This is a genomic window from Desulfosediminicola flagellatus (genome assembly GCF_005116655.2).
GTDB classification, from domain to species: Bacteria; Desulfobacterota; Desulfobulbia; order Desulfobulbales; family Desulfocapsaceae; genus Desulfopila; species Desulfopila flagellata.
Map to the genome: position 1 here is coordinate 6,058,236 of NZ_CP050698.1, position 20,247 is coordinate 6,078,482.

Annotated in this window: 16 protein-coding genes; 7 read left to right on the top strand and 9 right to left on the bottom strand. The window is 44.6% G+C overall.

Translation table 11 applies throughout. The features are described from left to right. Positions 1-352: 352 nt before the first annotated feature. On the bottom strand, positions 353-1,240 hold the full coding sequence (locus FCL46_RS25125) for an HDOD domain-containing protein (RefSeq protein ID WP_136809230.1): 888 nt from the start codon (positions 1,238-1,240) through the stop codon (positions 353-355). Between the two features lie 425 nt (positions 1,241-1,665). On the opposite strand from FCL46_RS25125, the gene FCL46_RS25130 reads away from it, so the two are divergent. Together FCL46_RS25130 and FCL46_RS25135 are read left to right on the top strand one after the other, a co-directional pair. Then, positions 1,666-2,712, top strand: coding sequence for a threonine aldolase family protein (locus FCL46_RS25130; protein ID WP_136809231.1), 1,047 nt, complete (start codon positions 1,666-1,668; stop codon positions 2,710-2,712). Between the two features lie 14 nt (positions 2,713-2,726). Continuing rightward, positions 2,727-3,176 (top strand): MarR family winged helix-turn-helix transcriptional regulator, encoded by a 450-nt coding sequence (locus FCL46_RS25135; RefSeq protein WP_136809232.1) that lies wholly within the window; start codon positions 2,727-2,729, stop codon positions 3,174-3,176. Positions 3,177-3,368: 192 nt separating this feature from the next. Here FCL46_RS25135 and acs read toward each other — a convergent pair whose 3' ends face one another. Further along, positions 3,369-5,351, bottom strand: coding sequence for an acetate--CoA ligase (acs, locus tag FCL46_RS25140; RefSeq protein ID WP_136809233.1), 1,983 nt, complete (start codon positions 5,349-5,351; stop codon positions 3,369-3,371). A 432-nt stretch (positions 5,352-5,783) separates the two neighbouring features. On the opposite strand from acs, the gene FCL46_RS25145 reads away from it, so the two are divergent. Then, positions 5,784-6,110, top strand: coding sequence for a putative zinc-binding protein (locus tag FCL46_RS25145; protein WP_136809234.1), 327 nt, complete (start codon positions 5,784-5,786; stop codon positions 6,108-6,110). A 203-nt stretch (positions 6,111-6,313) separates the two neighbouring features. On the opposite strand, the gene FCL46_RS25150 is transcribed toward FCL46_RS25145, so the two are convergent. From FCL46_RS25150 to FCL46_RS25175, 6 genes are all read right to left on the bottom strand, one after another. Further along, positions 6,314-7,861: an RNA-binding domain-containing protein gene (locus FCL46_RS25150; protein WP_136809235.1), complete on the bottom strand. Its 1,548-nt coding sequence runs from the start codon at positions 7,859-7,861 to the stop codon at positions 6,314-6,316. Positions 7,862-8,138: 277 nt separating this feature from the next. After that, positions 8,139-9,341 (bottom strand): sodium ion-translocating decarboxylase subunit beta, encoded by a 1,203-nt coding sequence (locus FCL46_RS25155; protein ID WP_420811297.1) that lies wholly within the window; start codon positions 9,339-9,341, stop codon positions 8,139-8,141. 395 nt (positions 9,342-9,736) lie between these two features. Then, on the bottom strand, positions 9,737-11,497 hold the full coding sequence (locus FCL46_RS25160; RefSeq protein ID WP_136809344.1) for a biotin/lipoyl-containing protein: 1,761 nt from the start codon (positions 11,495-11,497) through the stop codon (positions 9,737-9,739). A 108-nt stretch (positions 11,498-11,605) separates the two neighbouring features. Next, positions 11,606-11,869 carry an OadG family protein gene (locus FCL46_RS25165; RefSeq protein WP_136809237.1) on the bottom strand — a complete coding sequence of 88 codons (264 nt, stop codon included), beginning with the start codon at positions 11,867-11,869 and terminating at the stop codon, positions 11,606-11,608. Between the two features lie 240 nt (positions 11,870-12,109). Next, positions 12,110-12,394, bottom strand: coding sequence for an antibiotic biosynthesis monooxygenase family protein (locus tag FCL46_RS25170; protein WP_136809238.1), 285 nt, complete (start codon positions 12,392-12,394; stop codon positions 12,110-12,112). 247 nt (positions 12,395-12,641) lie between these two features. Continuing rightward, positions 12,642-14,378, bottom strand: a complete 1,737-nt coding sequence (locus FCL46_RS25175; RefSeq protein ID WP_228723282.1) for a vWA domain-containing protein — start codon at positions 14,376-14,378, stop codon at positions 12,642-12,644. Positions 14,379-14,696: 318 nt separating this feature from the next. Here FCL46_RS25175 and FCL46_RS25180 point away from each other — a divergent pair, with 318 nt between their 5' ends. The 4 genes from FCL46_RS25180 (at position 14,697) to FCL46_RS25195 (ending at position 19,019) form a co-directional block, all read left to right on the top strand. After that, entirely contained in the window at positions 14,697-15,509 is an 813-nt protein-coding gene (locus tag FCL46_RS25180; protein WP_167505990.1) for a sigma-70 family RNA polymerase sigma factor, read from the top strand. 97 nt (positions 15,510-15,606) lie between these two features. After that, on the top strand, positions 15,607-16,548 hold the full coding sequence (locus tag FCL46_RS25185) for a hypothetical protein (protein WP_136809240.1): 942 nt from the start codon (positions 15,607-15,609) through the stop codon (positions 16,546-16,548). A 139-nt stretch (positions 16,549-16,687) separates the two neighbouring features. Beyond that, positions 16,688-17,401, top strand: a complete 714-nt coding sequence (gene pyrF, locus FCL46_RS25190; protein ID WP_136809241.1) for an orotidine-5'-phosphate decarboxylase — start codon at positions 16,688-16,690, stop codon at positions 17,399-17,401. A 160-nt stretch (positions 17,402-17,561) separates the two neighbouring features. Then, entirely contained in the window at positions 17,562-19,019 is a 1,458-nt protein-coding gene (locus tag FCL46_RS25195; RefSeq protein ID WP_136809242.1) for a TrkH family potassium uptake protein, read from the top strand. Between the two features lie 433 nt (positions 19,020-19,452). Here the strand turns inward: FCL46_RS25195 and FCL46_RS25200 are convergent, their stop codons facing one another. Beyond that, positions 19,453-20,166, bottom strand: coding sequence for a substrate-binding periplasmic protein (locus tag FCL46_RS25200; RefSeq protein ID WP_136809243.1), 714 nt, complete (start codon positions 20,164-20,166; stop codon positions 19,453-19,455). Positions 20,167-20,247: the final 81 nt, after the last annotated feature.

Sequence of the window (20,247 nt, forward strand, 5' to 3'; positions counted from 1 at the left end):
CTTACTGTATTTTAGAAACATGTTTTGGATGACCAACCCTTTATAACGTTTAAATAAAGAACTGGGTCTGATTAGTGCTTGAAATATAGCAAACCTGATCTGCAAAGCTGTTTGGTTATTCACTCCGTATTCTTTTAATCCGCTCAAAAGAATACGGATGTGTCGGCATAAGCGAAAAAGCCGTCTCGTTATTCTTTTCGTGTTGTTCTTCCAATCGTTCCAGTATGTCTTCGAGATAATACATCTTCTAGTTAAAGATGCGATTATGCCTCACATGAATGGGCGGATCAGGTGAAAAAACTGGCTGTTATATACAACAACATAAAGGTACTGCATATGTCAGGTTATAGGGCTAACGCGATAGCATCGTCATAATTGAGCTGCCGTGAGCGTGATCAATCTTCACCCACGCATACCATGATTCAATCGCAAGATTTTCCCATGGGAGGTTAATATTTTTCCAGTTTGTTTCTATGTCAGGTAAATGAATCTTGATGGTGGCAATAATGTCATCCTCGTCCTCATCATTCGGGTTGCAACAGAGAAACGCCATTATGTCTGCGAGCTGGACAATGTGTGCAATTCTGGAGAATTGAGAAGCCTGAGTCGGATTGTGGTGGTAGGCGAGTGCGGCCAGCATTTCTTCTGGGAAAAGCCATTTTCTCAACAGATGACTTCCAACCATATCATGCCCTAAAGCAAATTGGTTTATTTCCAGATCGAGTTGTTCCTGATCACTGAAACACGTCATCCATTTTGAAGGAGAATATTCATCAGGAAATGTTAATAGCATAGCGAGTTTGCCTATATCATGCAGAAGACCGGCGATAAAATACTGCCCTCCTGATAGGTGAAAATGCTCTCCTATTATTTTTGAAGCCAGACCTGTCGTGAAAGAGTGATCCCAAAAGGTATTGATTGCAGTTTGGTGTTGTTCCGCAATCTGACTGAAAGATGAGACAACCGCCTGGCCCAGGACGATACTTTTTACCTCGTTGAATCCCAAAACCACAATTGCGTTCTCTAATGACTGTACTTTTTGGGGTCTTCCAAACAGAGAAGAGTTGGCAATTTTCAGGATTGCTGTACAAATCGACTGGTCTTGAGCAATGACTCGTAGTATGTCATTAGCTGAGCTCTCAGGATTGTTAGTAACTTCAATTACTTTCACGACAGTGTCAGGAAGAGGTGGGAAAGACTCAATACTTTTTTCTATAGTCTGCATTCGTGAAATGGTCATGGCAACATTCAAACTGTTTTTGTGTATATCGACTGCTGATTTATTTATTGTATCATGAAAAATCAAAATACAATATCCGTGCTTATGTCTTTGATTTAATTGTGATACGCCCTTTCGTTGCAGCGTAACATTTTGGAATTATATGATAACATTGATTTGGACATGTCATGATTATTTTAGATGGGCATGCAGAGCTGAGATGTGTTGTCAAACAATTGCAATAAATTGTTTTGCTACGGATTACTAAGGTGCCACCTCAGCAATTTCTTTCTATAGAGGCCATGCTTTTTTCTGCCTTGAATATTGCTCCAAAGGGCTATTAAGAGAAGGTCACCATGTTTGTTGTTGACAGTGAAACTCCAAATCAATATAGATGCACTTTCAACTAAAACTGTTTAACCCAGTCACGCGAGGGATATAGAATAATGTACAGCTTCAAAAACGATTACTCTGAAGGTGCTCATCCAAACATTCTGCAGGCTCTGTTGCTTCACAATAGTACACAGGAAGAAGGGTATGGCTTAGACCGGCATTCGCAAAACGCAATTGTATTGCTGCAAAACCTGGTTGACGACCAGGGTGCAGATATACACCTGCTTTCTGGTGGAACTCAGACTAACCTTATTGCCATCAGTGCATTTTTACGACCGCATGAAGCATGCATTACCGCAAAAAGCGGACATATTGCCACCCATGAAACAGGTGCCATTGAAGCAACAGGTCATAAATTACTTGCGGTAGATTCCAGTGACGGAAAGCTTACGCCGGAACTGATAGAACCTGTCCTGACGGAACATCATTTTGAGCATATGGTGAAGCCGCGACTGGTGTACATCTCGAATCCTACAGAATTGGGAACTGTATATTCTAAAACTGAGCTGCAAGCGCTCTATGATTTTTGTCAGGAAAAAGATCTCTTACTCTATACGGATGGTGCCCGTTTAGGGGCGGCTCTTGTAAGTAAGGATTCTGGTATGACGTTGAAAGAGATGTATGCACTTACTGATGCATTCTTCGTAGGTGGTACCAAAATCGGCGCATTGCTGGGAGAGGCCGTCATTATAAAAAATGCGCAATTACAAATAGATTTTCGATATTTAATTAAACAACGAGGAGGTCTGCTTGCCAAAGGACGGGTTTTAGGCATTCAGTTCGAAGAACTCTTCACTAAAAATCTCTATTTCGACCTTGCACGACATGCCAATGAAAAGGCGCAATTCATGGCAGCTGAACTGGCAAAAGCGGGTTGTGATTTCTGGATTGATTCCCCGACGAATCAGATTTTTCCCGTTATGGATAACAGGGTAATTGAGGAATTATCAGGTCGGTTTCAATTTTATGTATGGGCCCAAAAGGACGAAAACCATTCTGCAATTCGGTTGGTCACTTCGTGGGCAACTTCGCAGGAGGCTGTTGAACAATTTATTCAGGCCTACAAAGAAGTATGCAAAGACGTACTTATTCATACCTAATCTCAGGGCAATCGATGAAATTAGAGGACGTTGTTCTTCGAGAAATCGGCGCATTAACCAGAACAATCCATGCGATTATTGAGATTAAATTCAAAACGTTGAATCTTCAAAAAGGGCAATCGATTTATCTCACCAGAATTTGTGAGAATCCGGGGCTCAGTATGAAGGAATTGTCGCAGTTGTTAATGGTCGACAAAACCACCACCTCAAAGGTTGTACACAAACTTATAACAGAGGAATTAGTCAGCAAGACTCAGGATGCACACGACAAAAGAGCCTATAATCTTTTCCCTACAGAAAAAGCAAAACAGGCCTATGACTTCATTATAGAGGAAGAAAATCGATTAACCGCTCAATGCTATTCTGGTTTTAACATCAGTGAGCAAAAGGCAGTTCTTGCATTAATCCAGAAGATGCGCCAGAACATCGAAGATGACTGGTTTGAACTCAAGCGTTACCGCTGAAAACAATTCGGGCTCTTATGCTACAAACACCCATCAGGTGCTCTGAATATCATTTCAAAGCTAAAGGTGGAGTTTTTAAGAAGCAATGTTTCTGCATCGGCAAATTACAAAGGACCTATCCTTTCAAGGATAGGTCCTTTGTAATTGCTTGTGGTGCGGGCATAAAAAGAATGGTTGAGATAGTCGGGTGTCTTATGAGTTTGTTCGTCCTTCGATCAATTGCTCAATCACATGTGGATCTGCCAGGGTAGATGTATCGCCAAAGTTGTCAAAATCGTTGTCTGCTATTTTGCGAAGCATTCTTCGCATGATTTTGCCACTTCTGGTCTTAGGTAATGAAGGTGCGAATTGAATTACATCGGGTGAAGCAATCGGCCCGATTTCTGAGCGCACATGGGTACGTAGCTCAGTAAGGAGTTCTGGCGTTTCTGTAATATGCTGATAAACAGTCACAAAGGCATAGATAGCCTGCCCCTTGATCGTATGTGGCACTCCAACAACGGCAGCCTCACTGACACTTGGGTGTGTAACAAGTGCAGATTCAATTTCTGCAGTTCCAAGCCTATGGCCTGAAACATTTATAACATCATCAAGTCGACCCATGATCCAGAGATACCCGTCCTGGTCCATTCGGGCGCCATCACCAGCATCGTAAAGGCCGGGGAAGGCATTGAAATAGGTTTCTTTATATCGTTTGGGATCACCGAAAACTCCTCGTAACATTCCTGGCCACGGTCTGCGTACGACAAGTCTGCCACCTTCATTTATCCCTGCAGGATTTCCAAGTTCATCAACAATTGCTGCATCAATACCTGGTAACGGCCTGGTGGCTGAACCTGGTTTAAGGTCTGTAGCATATGGAAGAGGAGATATCATAATTCCACCTGTTTCAGTCTGCCACCAGGTGTCAACTATAGGTAATTTACCTTTACCGATTTTCTCGTGATACCACATCCAGGCTTCAGGATTTATAGGTTCTCCTACAGAACCAAGAAGCCGAAGGGAAGAAATATTATGCGCTTCAGTCGGTTCATCTCCAAATCGCATTAATGCCCTGATTACAGTGGGTGCTGTATAGAGGATATTGACCTTAAACTTATCTACTATCTGCCAGAATCGATCCGGTGCCGGGTAGGTGGGCACCCCCTCAAACATAAGAGATGTTGCTCCTAACCCAAGCGGGCCATAGAGAATGTATGAGTGACCGGTAATCCAGCCGATATCAGCTGTACACCAGTAAACATCGGCATCTTTGAGATCGAATACCCACTGGCAGGTGTGCATTGCGTACGTCAGATATCCGCCAGTTGTATGGACAACACCTTTTGGTTTTCCGGTTGATCCTGAAGTGTAGAGAATAAAGAGAATATCTTCTGCATCCATCTCTTCAGGATGACAATAATCGGTAATGTTTTTATTGCTTATCTCGTTGTGATACCAGCTGTCTCTTCGTGGTTCCATTTCCGGATCAAGGCCACCACGATTGACGACGATGCAGTTCGTTACCGTGTCACAATTCTTCAAAGCCTCATCAACGTTGGGCTTCAATGGAATTGTTTTACCTGATCGAATAACAGCATCGGCTGTAACAAGCACTTTCGCTTCACAGTCCTGTATTCTGTCCTGAAGGCTTCCTGAAGAAAAGCCCGCAAAAATGACTGAATGGATGGCTCCGATTCGGGCACAGGCGAGTAAGGATATTGCCATTTCCGGGATCATAGGCAGATAGACAGCAACACGATCACCTTTTTGAATTCCTTTGCTCTTTAATACATTGGCAAATCTGCAGACTTCTTTGTGCAGGGTCTGATAGGTATACTCTCGGACATCTTCATCGGGCTCACCCTGCCAAATGAGGGCAGTTTTACCTTTACGACCATTTTCCAGATGTCTGTCGAGGCAATTGTATGAGACATTGAGTTTTCCGCCTTCAAACCATTTAACCTCAGCCTTATGCAAATCCGCATTCAGGACGGTATCCCACTTTTTAGTCCAGGTGACGAGTTCTCCTGCTCTATCTGCCCAAAATCCCTCCATATCGTTCATGGACCGGGCGTATTCCTTCTCGTATTGTTCAATATTCGTGATGAATGCGGCTTCCTGTCCATCTGCTGGTGGAGTGAAAATACGTCCTTCATTTGACAAGCTCATTACTGCGTTAACATTTGCTCCCATAACTCGTACATCCTTAATGTGTTGCCCGTAAAATCTGATGCTCATACATGCGTAATTCTGAAAATACCTGTGTTTAGGGTCCGTCAGTTTCTCATGTCTTTACGGTTTTCAGAAAAATCTGCATGTTGTACTCTATACATATCAGTTGAGTGTACACGTGTTATCGGGCGAAATAACACCATGTGCAACATTGCTGAAAGTAAGTATCAATAATATTGAAGCTTGAAAGAAAACCATATTTTAATGGATAGTTCCAGTAATAAATGACCAGATCAACTGTAGATAACAGGGTTTTGGAAACTAAGTTTCGTGTGGATTTTAGATTTTATACACAACATTGCAGAGATGGTTTGGATAGAAAACTTGAAAAAAATTTAAAAATCTATTCAAATAAATCAATAAATCGAAGAAGTCGCTGGATAATGAGTAACAATGTTCTGGCAACTTACTCTTGGTGAGGGGGCGAGAATTGCATTGTGTGGTGACAAGCCATTCATTGTTATGGATGGTTGCCACCAGGAGTGCTACAGAAACCATTTCGAATCAATTGGTTGCAAATATGAATTTCATCTTTTGCTGGTAGAACTTGGGATAGTGAAAGATTGTGATTGGGAGCTAATAGTTGAGGAGGTGCATCTTGGTTCAAGATACAATTATTGCGGAAAGTACACGGGTATCAGAAAAGCCGCCAGTGATGCTCTGATTGGGTGGGGAAAAGATACGTTAACCAGTCAGAATAGCAGCAGGATGAGAAGTTAAGCCTGAACCTTCTTTTTCATTGGTTTCTCGATTTATTGCTATCAACTTTGTCACATCAGGTCTTGCGATGAGCGAGAATTACACGCTCTATTACTTCTGATTTTAAAAGGTACAGGTGACATTACATTACTATGCTTTGTCTTTCTGAGAGCGGGTTATACAGGTTATACAGTAAGGGCAAGCAGAGGTTCTAAATATTCTGGCTAGCGATCACTTAAGTATTTCACCATTTGGCTCATTGTGAGCTTAATGCTTGCTGGTCCTGATCTGATATAAAAATCTTCATTTTTCCCAACCCTGAGAAATACCGGTTTTCGAACAGGTTCACATTCTACAACTACGATAGCCTTTTCGGAAATTATGCCAATTTTCACATGAATATAACGGGTAAACTCCGCTCCGATATGAGTGGATATGAGGTTTTTACAATGGAGGAGACATTTATCGTGATTAGCAAAATCATCATCTTCAATACCATGGATATCTCCACTGTCTGTTACGCCGAGAAGAATAATTCCACCATCACTGTTCATGAAACCTGAGACAGATTTTAACCAGGCAAGCTCAATTTCCTTCCCGACTTTTCCTGATTGCAGATTTTTCCTGATTGTAGATTTAAACTCGACGTTAGCTGACTCTCCAGCGTTGATAAGTTTTTTGATATCAGCAGAAAAACTCTCCTGTTCTATCGTTTTAATTGGGAGATCGCGTAATTGTGAGCTGTATTTTCGAACAAGAAGTGAAGCAAGAAGAACACCAGTAACCAAGATGGCAAAAGACATCAGGATGAGTTGAAACCACCTGTTTTGCACATCTTTCGTTATATGACTTTCCGGTACAAGAATAGCGAGCCAATTAGCTTCCAACTCGTTGCTGAGTGGAATGAATCCTACCCACCATCTGCTTTTATCTACTCTGAAGTCAATAAACGCTTCTTCTTGAATATGTAGCTCATTCCAGCGTTTGATCGCGAGATTACCGGCCTTACTGTATGTTTTAGAGTTCCGTTCTACAGAGACAGGGGAGTGTGTCTCCTTGGCTGAGTCGTATGTGGAAAAAGATAATCCACTACTATTGAATATCATGATGCCCAGATTGCTTGGTAGTGTTATCTCATCTACCATATTCAAAACAGCCCCGACGGTAATTGAGATTGCAGCAACACCCTGGGCAGTGCCATGTGTATCACTCCAGGCTATAGCCCCTGTAATGGTTTTTTCTTTGAGTATCGGATGAACGTAGAGATCAGTCCAGTATACCGGTTTATCGGGTGGCTGATTAATAGCACCATTATGCCAGTCAGGTTTCTCAACGGGTGCGTCCTTGCCGTCCGAGATTATCGTTTGTATTTCACTGTTTTTCTGAAACAGTATGATTTGTCCCCCGTTATTGTTCACTAAGGTAATTTCCCCAATTTCAGGACGAAGCAAGAGGATTGGTGAGAGCAGTGCAGTAATTTTCTCAGGTGCTGCAAAATCAATAGCGCCGACTTGAGCCCACCTCGCAATGAGACCCAGATCATGCAAAGTCGGGCGGAAAATATCCTGAAACCTTTCCCGGACAATACGTGTAGAGTCTGTAATAACCCTTGCAGATATCTGGTTTTTGGTTCTGCTGCCCTGAATGATTCCGATAGCAATAATGAGAGAGGATGTGCAGAGGAGAATGGTTATGATATCACGGAACAGACGTCGCTTGATATTTCTTGGACTGCTTGTGAATAGTTCTTTAATACCAAGGTAATGAAGCATAGTTAGTTGGTTAAAATAGTAAATGTTGTGAGAATATTAGCATGTTGCAAAAGCATGTTGCAAAAGCATTAAGGTAATCCTAACCTGATGATCCCGTTGTGACAACGTCAATAATCAATATTGAAGTAACTGATTATAATTGGAAGATTTGTGTAAGTATTGGAGGTAATGGATTGGTCGTGTTATGTTATTCTGGAAATATGAACGAAAAAAGGCCGGATTCCATTAGGAATCCGGCCTTTTAGTTTTCAGCAGTATATGGTGTAGCTTGTTACAACTACAGCAGCGCCAGCAACACACCGGCTGCAACGGCAGAGCCGATAACACCGGAGACGTTAGCACCCATAGCATGCATGATCAGGTGGTTCTGAGGGTTAGCCTCAAGACCAACTTTGTTAACCACACGTGCAGCCATCGGAACAGCAGAAACGCCTGCTGCGCCGATAAGCGGGTTGATCGGGGTCTTGGACATCTTGTTCATCAACTTAGCGAGCAAAAGGCCACTGGCTGTGCCGATAGCAAATGCCACCATACCAAGCGCCAGGATGCCAAGTGTCTCAAGGTTGAGGAATTTGTCGGCAGATAGCTTGGAGCCGACACCGAGACCAAGGAAAATGGTAACGGTATACATCAAAGCGTTCTTGATGGTATCGGCCAGGCGGTCGACAACGCCACATTCTTTGGCGAGGTTACCAAGCATGAACATACCGATGAGCGGTGCGGCGGAAGGCAGTAGCGTTGCACAGATACCAAGAACCAGTAATGGCAGAAGGATCTTCTCGACTTTTGAAACGTGTCTGAGCTGAACCATCTTGATTTCGCGTTCTTCCTTGGTGGTCAGCCATCTCATAATTGGCGGCTGGATGATCGGAACCAGTGCCATATATGAATATGCTGCAATAGCAATAGAACCAAGCAGTCGCGGTGACAATTGACTGGAGAGGAAAATGGCCGTAGGCCCATCCGCACCACCAATAATACCGATGGCAGCAGCGTCCTGCAGCGAGAAGTTAATTCCTGGAACCATGTCGGAGAGAAACAGCGCACCAAGTAGAGTGGTAAAAATACCAAACTGAGCGGCACCACCGAGCAAAATGGTTTTTGGATTGGCGATCATCGGACCAAAATCGGTAAGCGCGCCAACACCCATGAAGATGATCAGCGGGAAGATTCCCGTCATGATACCTACTTCATAAATATAGTAAAGAATACCGCCAGGCTCGGCGATTCCCGCCATCGGGATGTTCGAGAGAATTGCACCAAATCCGATAGGGATCAGCAGCAGTGGCTCGAATCCTTTAGAGATACCGAGAAAAAGCAGCAGCAATCCAACGCATATCATCAACACGCGGCCGATACCTACAGTCCAGTCTTTATTGGCCTGACCGTCTATAATCCCGTAAATACCAGTGGTTTTAAAGAGGTTATGTGCCAATTGCGAGATGGATGGCAGTGCTGCCGAGGCCTCAGATGAAGGCATGTCGACAACAATTGCAGACGGCTGAACAACACCGAGTATCTCGTTTTTGTGTACTTTCTGGTATGGCTTTACGGATATATCAGTCAGCTTGCCTGAAAGACCTGCTTTCAGCACGATGACTGTACCTTCTTCTGTTTTAAGGGTGGCTATCTTATCACCGCTGTAGATAAAGTCACCGGTTCCAACTTCCAACCTTATGACTTTTGCATCTGCAGGAGACACTATATCCACCGTCGCATCTGCAGCTAAGGCGTTACCTGCTCCAAAGAGCGCGCCTAGAACCGCAAAGAGCATGAGCAATCTTATCTTCATATTGCTTTCCCAAAATAAACGATAGATTTAAAGGTTCCCGTTTGTGTCGGGAACCTGTGAATACGCGAGTGTCCTTGATGCAATTACGCGATGGTAACCAGGGGCTCACCAGTCTGAACGGTATCACCTACAGCTACATGCAATGCTACAATCTTGCCGGCAGAAGGAGATTTGACGTCAGATTCCATCTTCATTGCTTCCATAACCACGAGTGGCTGGTCCTTGGTTACGGTGGCACCAACTTCTACAAGCACCTTCAGGATATTACCCGGGGTAGGTGCTTCAACGTCGGTACCTTCAGCAACAGGAGCGGCAGCAACAGGTGCAGCAGCGGTAGCCTGAACTCCACCAGCTTCGGTGACGTTAACATTGTATGGACGGTTGTTAACGGTGATGGTGTAGTTGCGTGGGCCCATTGCTGCAGGGGCAGCAGCCGGAGCAGCTTTAGCAGCTTTTTTGTCTGCCGGCTTCTCATCAGAAATTTTACGCACGTTAACCTGTGCTTTTCCCTGGAGGAAGTCGAGACCTTTGGATTCACAGCTGGCAATAATGAAAATGTTCTCATCAGTAACCGGAAGATTGTTGTCCTGAAGAATTTTTGTAGCCTTAGGAATACCCGGCTCAAGAATATCAAGTGGATCATCGGTGAAGACAGGTTTTCCAAGTTGCTCTGAAGCAAGTTTAACGATCTCAGGATCAGCAGGAACCGGAGTGCGTCCGAAGTAACCGAGAACCATGTTGCCGTAGCTTGGGTTGATCTTCTTCCACTTACCCTGGGTAACGTTGAGGTATGCCTGCTGGAAGTAGAACTGGGAAACCGGAGTAACGGAAGTACCGAAACCACCGCGGGCAACTACCTCGGACATCTCTTTAATAACGTCACCGTAGAGATGGAGGGTGCCGGTGTCACGCATCATCATGGTGTTTGCGGTAAGCGCTCCACCAGGCATTGGCGACAGGGTAACGTTTGGAGAAACCATTTTGGCTTCTGGCGGGAAGAAGTAATCTTTCATTGCTTCTTCAAATGCTTCAACCGCAACAAGTACCTTTCTATAATCGATATCGAGAGTGTACTCGGTGCCTTTTAATGCGTGAATCTGAGAAAGGATATCAGGCTGGCAGGTACCACCGGAAACAGGGGTTTTTGCAAGGTCGATACCGTCAGCTCCACCTTCGATAGCTGCCATGTTCTGGGAAATACCCAGCCCTGCGGTGTCATGGGTGTGGAACCAGAGGATGGTGTCGTCGGAAACGATCTTACGTGCAGCTTTGAAGGTCTCGTATACTTTTCTCGGATTGGAGGTACCGGATGCATCTTTGAAGCAGATTGAATGGAATGGAATGTCTGCAGCAAGGATCTGCTTGAGGCGATCCATGTAAAATTCTGGATCGTGGGCACCGCTGCAACCTGGTGGAAGCTCCATCATGGAAACAACGATCTGGTGATTCAGTCCGTGATGAGCGATACGCTCACCTGAGTACTCGAGGTTACGGATATCATTTAATGCGTCGAAGTTACGGATGGTTGTCATGCCGTGCTTCTTGAACATTTTCGCGTGCAGGTCGATGATATCACGTGGACACTGGCTCAGTGCAACAACGTTGATACCACGTGCAAGTGTCTGCAGAGCGACATTCGGGCCAACCTCGGCACGAAATCTGTCCATCATATCAAAGGCAGACTCACCACAGTAAAAGAACAGAGACTGGAATCGTGCGCCGCCGCCGGCTTCGATATTGTCAATTCCAGCATCGACAGATGCTTTTACTGCCGGCATGAAGTCGTCTGTCAATACTCTGGCACCAAACACTGACTGAAAACCATCCCTGAAGGATGTATCCATGAATTTAATTACTTTTTTGCCCACGTTTTTCTCCTCGCTTTTGTTTAATTCTTACAACAAGTTCTGTGCAAATTCAGTAGGGTATCTTCTTTGGTTCAGATAAATAGTTCAACCATGGGCGAACTTCTCTGCTTCAAACGCTGCAACTGCCGCAGCAATTACTGCGATGTCATCGTCTGCATCCTGTGAAGATTTCTTCTCTTTTCTGCTCCTTGCCAATAACTCCCTTTCCAGCTTGATCGCCTCTAACTCTCTAGCTGTCGCACCACGGGTCAGGTGGGAAACAAGCTGAATGAGGAAAATCATAAAGATTAGGAATAGCACGACGGTTGTCATGCCAACGAACATCAGTTTTACGCCTTCAAGAATCATGCGGGGTCGGCCTCCTCCTGGTGAAGGTTGACTGGTATAAAAAGTAAACCACAGCGGCCAATGTACACTATGAGCTGTGGTCGTACAAATGCATTAAAATAAACGGACTAATCAGAATTACTTATATGACGGCGGAAGGAGTAGGCCATTGGCATGACATGCCTGACAAACTCCTCGCTGTTATAATAAGGAAGAAAAACCTGCTGAGGTAGGGTGGGGAGAGTGATTTGAACGTACTAATTATACTTCATAAATAGCGTATTCTGTTTTCTCTCCAAGCAGATTGTCTATTTCATTCTGAATGTTGATGCGCTGCTCATTATTGAACCAGGCGTCCCAATCCTGCTGTGAACGCCAAGTGCTAATTACCATACACTCATCGTCGTGGTCAAGACGTTTGAGCGTTTCCCCATAGATGTAGCCGGGCTGGCTAAGAGTCAGAGCACGCAGTTTTTTTAGAAGGACTGTAAGCTCAAGAATATTTGCAGAAGCTACTTTACGTCGGATGAAGATTTTCACGGTCATGAGTGGTTTCTCCTTATCGGTAAAGCTGGTTGGCTGCTGGTGAGATGAGCTTTTTTCAGCAAAAAACACCAGTGATTACTCCACGCTGCTGAGGATAATAACGTGCATTTAGGTGTGGAAAAACAGTGGTTCAGCTAATTAAAGCGTATCTGCAATAACAGATTTTGTAAAGATTCTTTCAAAAGTTTAGGATGCCAGGTGGAAGAATGGTCGATGTATCAAATATTCTGATACATCGACCCGAATGTTATCGTTTGATTAATTGTGCCATTTCGAGCAGGCGGATAAATTCTGCCCGATAACCATCCTCGTCCCGGCCTTTGCTGTTTTTTGCAATGTCTATAAGTTCATTCAGATCCAAATCATGTATATATGGTGATTTTTTCAAAACCATACCAAAGCCTGCGACAGAAGAGGCAAAACGAAAATCGTCAGAAGTGGCGCTGAGACTATTTGCCGAGTCATGAACAGTAATCGTCTGCAACTGCGATATTTCCAGCCCAATCGGTTTGTATCTGAGCTTTAATGTCATAATTTCAAAAGAGTCTGTGCTTACTGATTGTACCTTTCGGTATTTGAGTTCATCGACTTCCGGGATATCAGGAGAACCTGCAGGAATAATCTCATAGAGTGCGGTAACGGCATGGCCTAGTCCGATTTCTCCGGCATCTTTTTTATCATCTTTAAAATCTTCGTCGGCAAGCATTCTGTTCTCATAACCGATAAGCCTGTATGCACCGACAATAGCAGGGTTGAACTCAACCTGGATCTTTACATCCTTAGCGAGTGCAAAGAGCGTGGAGGCCCGCTCTTTAATGAGTACCTTTTTGGCTTCAAGCAAGGAGTCGATATATCCATAGTTGCCGTTGCCACTATCAGCCAGAATTTCCATGGTATCGTCATGGTAGTTGCCCATACCAAAGCCGAGAACGGTCAGGAATACACCAGTTTCACGTTTTTCGGTGATCAGTTTTCTCAATTCGCCACGGCTCGTTGTTCCAACGTTGAAGTCACCGTCTGAAGCAAGGATTACCCTGTTATTGCCTTGTGGCATGAGAACCTGTTCAGCGAGGGCATATGCGGTGATTATACCACTCGATCCATGGGTCGAGCCGCCTGAAGTAAGGTTATGTATTGCAGCACGTATTTCTTCTTTTTTGTCACCTGCAGTCGGTTGCAGGACGATTCTGTCAGCACCTGCATAGACAACTATCGATACCCGGTCTTTAGCAGTAAGCTCATCCACCAGCATCAACATCGATTGCTTCAACAGGGGCAGCTTATTGGCACTATTCATGGAGCCGGAGACATCAATCAAAAAGACAAGATTAGAGGGGGGAAGCTCTCTTGCATCTATCTTTTTTGCCTGTAGTCCGATTTTCACCAGTTTGTGAGAACTGTTCCATGGCGCCGGTCCGAGCTCTGCGGTGAGAGAAAATGGTCCGTCTTCAGGTTGAGGGTATTCATAATTGAAATAGTTCACCATCTCTTCGATGCGGATTGCCCCTACAGGCGGCAGACTTCCGCTATTAATAAAACGCCTGATGTTTGCGTATGATGCTGTGTCAACATCAATGGAAAAGGTGGAGAGTGGATCGTTATTGGCATTGATAAAGACGTTTTCTTCCAGTGGAGTATATGATTCAGTGTTGTGAGCAGGTATTGGCGGAGCAATGCCCTCGCCCACAGGGAAAGCCACCATCTGGTGTGCTGCTGACATTTTACCCTTTTTCCCTTCCTGGAATGCTCTTGACACGGGTGGAGCTTGAGGTTGCACTTTTGCACCCGTCAATAGTTGCGATGCAGCAACATCGCTAACTGACAGTTTAACTTCCTGTTCGGCAGGTATGGGTTGATGCCTCGAACTGTACATAGTCGATTGATCAGCTTCTTTGTGGCTTCTGGGGGATTCACTACAACTAAAAAGCAGTGTGAGTGAGGTTGCAAGAATGAGTGTGCTGGTGATAGGTTGTCTGATTTTCATGATGTCCTCTCTGGAGTTGGAATAGTACAGCATCTTTTTCTGTCTACACTCACTGACGGACCTCAACGATAATTGTGTCGCAAAAAATAAAGAATATTTTTTTAATCCGACAGGCTCCTGGATTACTCATAAGAATATTGTGAATTTCGTTTATTATACACGAGTATATCTGTATTAATAGGGCATGTCTTCGAGCCGAATTTCGTAATTGTATCTATTGGACATATTTGTAAAACGATTAAATTTCGATAACATCCAGCTAAAATACTGTGTTGAATAGCGTGGTGTACATTCTTTAAGAAGCTATCGGGTTACGCATTGAAGGGAACAAAAGAACAGATATTGGAGCACTGGGAGCTTATTAACCGTTTGGCAGTACGCCGGTTTGGAGAGCGGCCTCTTGCGGAAGAGGCGGCGCTTTCGGTCATGAATGGATTGCTGGCAAATGATGGTGAACGATTAAAAAAGTACAGCTCGAAATCATCGTTTGCAGCGTATCTTGCTTCTGTCACTTATCATCTGCTTGAAGATTTTTCCCGCAAACGTTATGGCCGAAAACGTGCCCCGCTGTGGATTAGAAATCTGGGTGGTATCTGGCTGCATCTTTATACCCTGCTTTGCCTTGAGCGCCTGGAACCAGCAGAGGCCATAGAGTTTGTTCTGCAAAAAGGTGATGAACATTCTGTTGAGACTGAAGTTGAAGATGCGGCCTGGACAGTAAAGCAGCAGGTTACAGACTGCGGCAGTCATCAGGGGCTTGAAGTTGGTTATGATGAAGAGCAGATACCGGTTGTTGATGAGGGCAGTTGTATACACCAGGCTGATCGTGTTGAAGATCTTGATAAAAAGCAGCTCTTCACCATGCTGTTCTCAATTTTGACTGATAAGGTTGATGATGTTGATACGAGCAGTCTGCAAAAACTGTGTGCGTTTGATGCCCGCCTTTCAAGCGAAGAGAAGCTGTTGCTAAAACTCTGCTACCAGGATGAGCTAACGGTGGCTGCCGCCGGTGAGATGCTTGGTTTAAATCGGCATCAGGCACATGGACGGCTCAGAAGGTTGCTTGGCAGGGTGCGTGAAGATCTTGAGCGAATTGGTCTGGATCATGAAATTCTGGAGCTTCTCAGGTAAAATCAGTTGTAAAAAGAGACGACACATCGCTTTGGCTTGTCCGTCAGGTAGATTAGAATAGAAGAATACTATAAATCCCCAGTTAATGGATCGCAGAATGGCCGATATACATAATCTTGATGATCAGCGGAAAAAAGATAAGCTCACAGCGCATATTGCACTTGGCGCAGAAGAGTCAGAAGAGGTTCTGGGGGATTGCCTTAATCCCGAACAACTGACAGACATTGCTGTGGGCGACTGCACTCCTGAAGAAAAAGCGCGTGCCCTTGCGCATTTTGGAACCTGTAAGAAATGTTATGATGCCTGGGTTGCCATTAGCTTCTCTATCGCTGCTGTACATAGGGGGACGAACAGGCCGGCAAGCTCTTTCGGCAGTGTCAGAAATCTCACCTTTTTAGGTTCAGCTTTTGCCATTGCTGCAAGCGTTATGGTTTTTTTGAACATTAAAGATGAACCGATGGTACAGCAGGTAGCAGCTCCGCCAGCTATTGAGCGGAAAGCGGTCGGTGATAATGTTGCCGGAGAGGTAGGTGCTGATGCAGAGCCAGTGCAGGCGAAAAAAATCGAGAACGCACTGGCTCCTCCGGTTCCTGCAATGACACAACCTTCTGCTGCTGCAAAGGCAAAAGCTCGTCGGCAAAGCGAGCCGACCAGGGTGTTGATGCATGCAGATGCAGAGAACACTGCACAAAAACGTTCGCCTGACATGGCTGCAGAGGTTCAGGCTGTAGCAGGAACCACTGCATATACTGAGAATGAATCGTTGCAACTGGGCGAAACAGTTTCGATTGCACAATGGTTGGCAAAGGTAAAAGAAGCGTGTCTGGTGGCAGATCAAAAAACAGATCAGCCTGCAGCTTTATACTGGCAATCATTGTCAGATCAGGGAGTACATCTTGATATGAGAGAAATCCCGGCTTCCATGCAAGACCGGATAAAGCGAATCACAGTGCTTTTGGCTGCAGCAGAGCAAACAGGTAGTGATCAACACTGTCGCTCCATTCTGGCATTACTTGCAGAAGATGGTGTTACGGAGTAAATAGAGGGCAACTTTTCCCGGCAGCATAGCCTGTGCGATTTTTAAAAAAACTATATATGCAGTTTACCAGGCTGAGTGATCCATGAACTGTAAAGGTTCATTGAGTGGCTGGATTAAACGGATACCCAAAGAGAGCATTATGAGCAAAAACGAGATCCCATTAAAAGATCGGATAATAGTCGCCCTGGACGTGAATGATCAGGAAAAAGCCAAAGAGATCGTCAAGCAGTGTGAGTCGCACATCGGTTTCTTTAAAGTCGGCCTGCAGCTGTTTATGTCGAGCTATTTTGACACTGTTGACTGGATTGTTGACCGGGGTCATAAAGTCATGCTGGACCTGAAGTTTTTTGATATTCCCGAGACAGTAAAACTCGCTGTCGAGCAGGTAAACAGCCGCGGTGTAACCTTTGCCACCATTCATGGAAATGACCCGATCATCCGTGCTGCTGTCGAAGCACGCGGTGATATGCAGTTGTTGGCTGTCACGGTGCTCACCAGTTTTGGTGAGGAGGATCTGCGGGCAATGGGTATGACCCAGTCTGTTGAAGATCTCGTTTACTATCGGGCAAAACGCGCTTTGGAGCTTGGTTGTGACGGTGTGGTTTCTTCGGGCCTTGAGGCTGAGAGGATGCGCAACGACCTCGGTGAAAAATTGCTTATTGTCACTCCGGGAATCCGTCCCGGTGCCAATATAGAAGATTCCGGCGATGACCAGAAACGCATTGTTACAGCAGGAATGGCTATCTCCAACGGTGCAAACCATGTTGTAGTTGGGCGTCCGATCACCAAAGCCGAAGATCCTATCAAAGTTATCGAAATGATGCAGCGGGATATTGTTGAAAGTAAAGGCTGATTACTTTAGCCCAAAAAAAATAATTTTTTACCCGGTTTGCTGGTAAAAACCGGGTAAAAGAAAAAAGTACAATGATGATGTAGCTGTTTACCTCCGGACCCCGGTTTTGCGTTGTCTGCATTTCCTCGCGCCCGGTATTTTTTTCTGGAATTGTTCAGCTATGAATTACCGTTCGATTGCTAACGTTTTTGGTGTGCTGTTTGTTGTTACCGGCAGCTCAATGATCTTCCCTATAATCTGTTCACTTCTTTACGGCGAGGATGCCGTGATGCCTCTTGCCATCTCAGCTCTTATTGTTGTAGCTGTCGGCCTGATCGTAAAACAGATATTTAGAAAAAATTATGATTTCAGTATGAAAGATGGTTTGTTTCTCGCCTCTTTCGGCTGGGTAATGATTTCTGCTGTTTCGGCTCTTCCCTTTATGCTGAGTGGTGTTATCCCTTCTTTTGCTGACGCATTTTTTGAAATGATGTCAGGATACACAACCACCGGTGCGACGATTCTTACAGATATAGAAACGGTTCCAAAAGGGTTACTGTTCTGGCGAAGCCAGACTCATCTGCTTGGCGGAATGGGTTTCTTAACCCTTACCTTGCTGTTTCTGCCCCATGGTATGGGAGGTGTGCGGATCTTTAGGGCTGAATCAAGCCCGGGTCAGGTAATTACGGGGGAGAAGTTCAAGGCCAGAAATAAGGATACCATGATCTGGCTCTGGTCGATCTACCTTGTGCTGAATTTGTTGCAGACTATCCTGCTGATGTTTGGGGATATGTCACTCTTTGACGCGCTTTGTCACGCATTCGGAACTGTATCAACATCCGGCTATTCTACCATGAATGCCAGTCTTGGTGCGTATGACAGTGCCTACATTGACTGGGTGACCATTGTCTTTATGTTTCTTGGCGGTGTCACCTTTGTACTCTTTTACCAGTTGGTAAAAGGTGATGTGCGGGCAGTTTTCGGTAACACTGAGTTCCTCTGGTATGTTGGGTTTGTGGTTGTCTTTTCCTTAGCTGTAAGCCTTGTGCTCTATCTCAGCGGCTATTATTCCGGCTTTGCAGATTCATTGCGCTACGGTGCTTTTCAGGTAGTTTCACTGCTGACGACTACTGGCTTTACGACTGCCGATTACGAACTCTGGCCACAGGCGGCCATGATGTTTCTCTTTGTAGTCTGCTTTATCGGAGCGTGTGCCGGGTCTACAACAAGTGGCATCAAAGTGGTTCACTATGTGCTTATCTGTAAACATATGTTGGCTGTTATCCGCAAAATTTTTATACAGCCGATGACTGTCAATTCGGTACGGCTAAATGGTCGGCCTGTGGAATCCACTGTCGTTGATCTTGCTGTCTGCTATTTTATCGTAAACATATTCATGGTGCTGATCGGCGGCTGTGTAGTTGTGCTGCTGGAGCCGGTTGATTATATAACGGGATTAAGCTCAATCGTTGCCACTTTAATGAATATCGGGCCGGGATTCGGAGCTATCGGGCCAAGCGAAAACTACGCCTTTTTCTCAGATGCCACAAAATGGTTCCTGTCCTGGAATATGCTGGTCGGTAGATTAGAGATGTTTTCAGCGCTTGTAATATTTTTACCGGCATTCTGGAAGAAGTAAGGCTGGGAGCACAGTTGATTATCTGTGCTCTTCCCTCATGTGAAGAGTGATGACAGCACTCAGGCAGTACTGGTTTATTGAGGTGTATAGATATCCTCTTTCGTATGCCCCGATATAGGCAAAACAGCCAACATTTCGGATGGAAACGAGGCCTGTTTTCACTATGACAGGAGTACGCTGGCTGATGAGTTGGAGGGCTGTGAGTAGCGGGTTGTGTTAGCTGAAAATATGTGGCTGTTTTTCAAAAAAAACTGAATACACAAGGTATGTTGATAGTTTTTTACAACACTATCAACATACCTTTGTTTAGGAGCCTGTCGGATTATATCCTTTTTCCCCATCTCGGCGTTATTTTTTGAAAATCCCGAAGAGTTTGGGCAAAAGGCCATTGTCGGACAGCCTCCTAGATAGATTACACAAAATAATTGGCTGGTTACTGAACGTAGGCTTTGATTATCTCGTCATATCGACCGGAGTCTCTAATCGTTTTTAACCCGGCGTTAAAATCGTCGCGAACAGCAGGGTCATTGAAGAGGATTTTGTAATCAACTCCTGGAAAAATTTCATGGAGCACTATTTCCGGTGAGGTGTCCATGTCTTTTACCTGCTTCTTATAATATTTGAAAATATTAATGTCTGAAACGATCAGATCTGTTCTACCTGAATACAGCACCTTTACCTGTAGCATTTGCTGTCCCTGCTCGCTGTAATTGCTGTTTCCTTTGGCAATTTCCGCAAATTCAGGCCCTAGATATTTCGTGGCATTTTGAAATGCTACTACTTTTTTATCCTTTAAGTCCTGAATTGAATTAACTGCGATATTGTTTTTTTTCAGTGATATAGCATAATTTTTATAGGTTATAACTGTGTCGGAATAGTTGCCCGTGATGCCAGATGATTCATTAATGGTGATTGCACCATCATAATTTTTATAGTCAACCACAAGCCTAACGAATGGTACGTATTTGAGGGTGACATTGTGGCCTTTAGCCTGCAGGGCTTCTTTGATAATTTCAAACTCCATTCCGCTGTTATCTTCCTGGATTATATATGGAGGTAGTGACAGGCCTGCAACCAGAGTCAGGTCTTTTGCCTGCAATGTGGTCACAGAAAATATAAGTAACAGGGCGAAAATCAGATGTTTCATAGTGGGCCTCCTGGTTGTGGTCCGGTCAATGTATTGTTATAAGAATTTGTAAACAGTGATGTTTGTCAGTGGGTGGGTTGT

Bases quoted from the DNA above. Each gene is read 5' to 3' on its own strand.
- acs (WP_136809233.1), bottom strand. From the start codon at position 5,351: ATGGGAGCAAATGTTAACGCAGTAATGAGCTTGTCAAATGAAGGACGT.
- FCL46_RS25175 (WP_228723282.1), bottom strand. From the start codon at position 14,378: ATGAAAATCAGACAACCTATCACCAGCACACTCATTCTTGCAACCTCA.
- FCL46_RS25195 (WP_136809242.1), top strand. From the start codon at position 17,562: ATGAATTACCGTTCGATTGCTAACGTTTTTGGTGTGCTGTTTGTTGTT.
- FCL46_RS25130 (WP_136809231.1), top strand. From the start codon at position 1,666: ATGTACAGCTTCAAAAACGATTACTCTGAAGGTGCTCATCCAAACATT.
- FCL46_RS25200 (WP_136809243.1), bottom strand. From the start codon at position 20,166: ATGAAACATCTGATTTTCGCCCTGTTACTTATATTTTCTGTGACCACA.
- pyrF (WP_136809241.1), top strand. From the start codon at position 16,688: ATGAGCAAAAACGAGATCCCATTAAAAGATCGGATAATAGTCGCCCTG.
- FCL46_RS25155 (WP_420811297.1), bottom strand. From the start codon at position 9,341: ATGCCTTCATCTGAGGCCTCGGCAGCACTGCCATCCATCTCGCAATTG.
- FCL46_RS25135 (WP_136809232.1), top strand. From the start codon at position 2,727: ATGAAATTAGAGGACGTTGTTCTTCGAGAAATCGGCGCATTAACCAGA.
- FCL46_RS25165 (WP_136809237.1), bottom strand. From the start codon at position 11,869: ATGATTCTTGAAGGCGTAAAACTGATGTTCGTTGGCATGACAACCGTC.
- FCL46_RS25170 (WP_136809238.1), bottom strand. From the start codon at position 12,394: ATGACCGTGAAAATCTTCATCCGACGTAAAGTAGCTTCTGCAAATATT.
- FCL46_RS25160 (WP_136809344.1), bottom strand. From the start codon at position 11,497: ATGGATACATCCTTCAGGGATGGTTTTCAGTCAGTGTTTGGTGCCAGA.
- FCL46_RS25145 (WP_136809234.1), top strand. From the start codon at position 5,784: ATGTTCTGGCAACTTACTCTTGGTGAGGGGGCGAGAATTGCATTGTGT.
- FCL46_RS25150 (WP_136809235.1), bottom strand. From the start codon at position 7,861: ATGCTTCATTACCTTGGTATTAAAGAACTATTCACAAGCAGTCCAAGA.
- FCL46_RS25125 (WP_136809230.1), bottom strand. From the start codon at position 1,240: ATGACCATTTCACGAATGCAGACTATAGAAAAAAGTATTGAGTCTTTC.
- FCL46_RS25185 (WP_136809240.1), top strand. From the start codon at position 15,607: ATGGCCGATATACATAATCTTGATGATCAGCGGAAAAAAGATAAGCTC.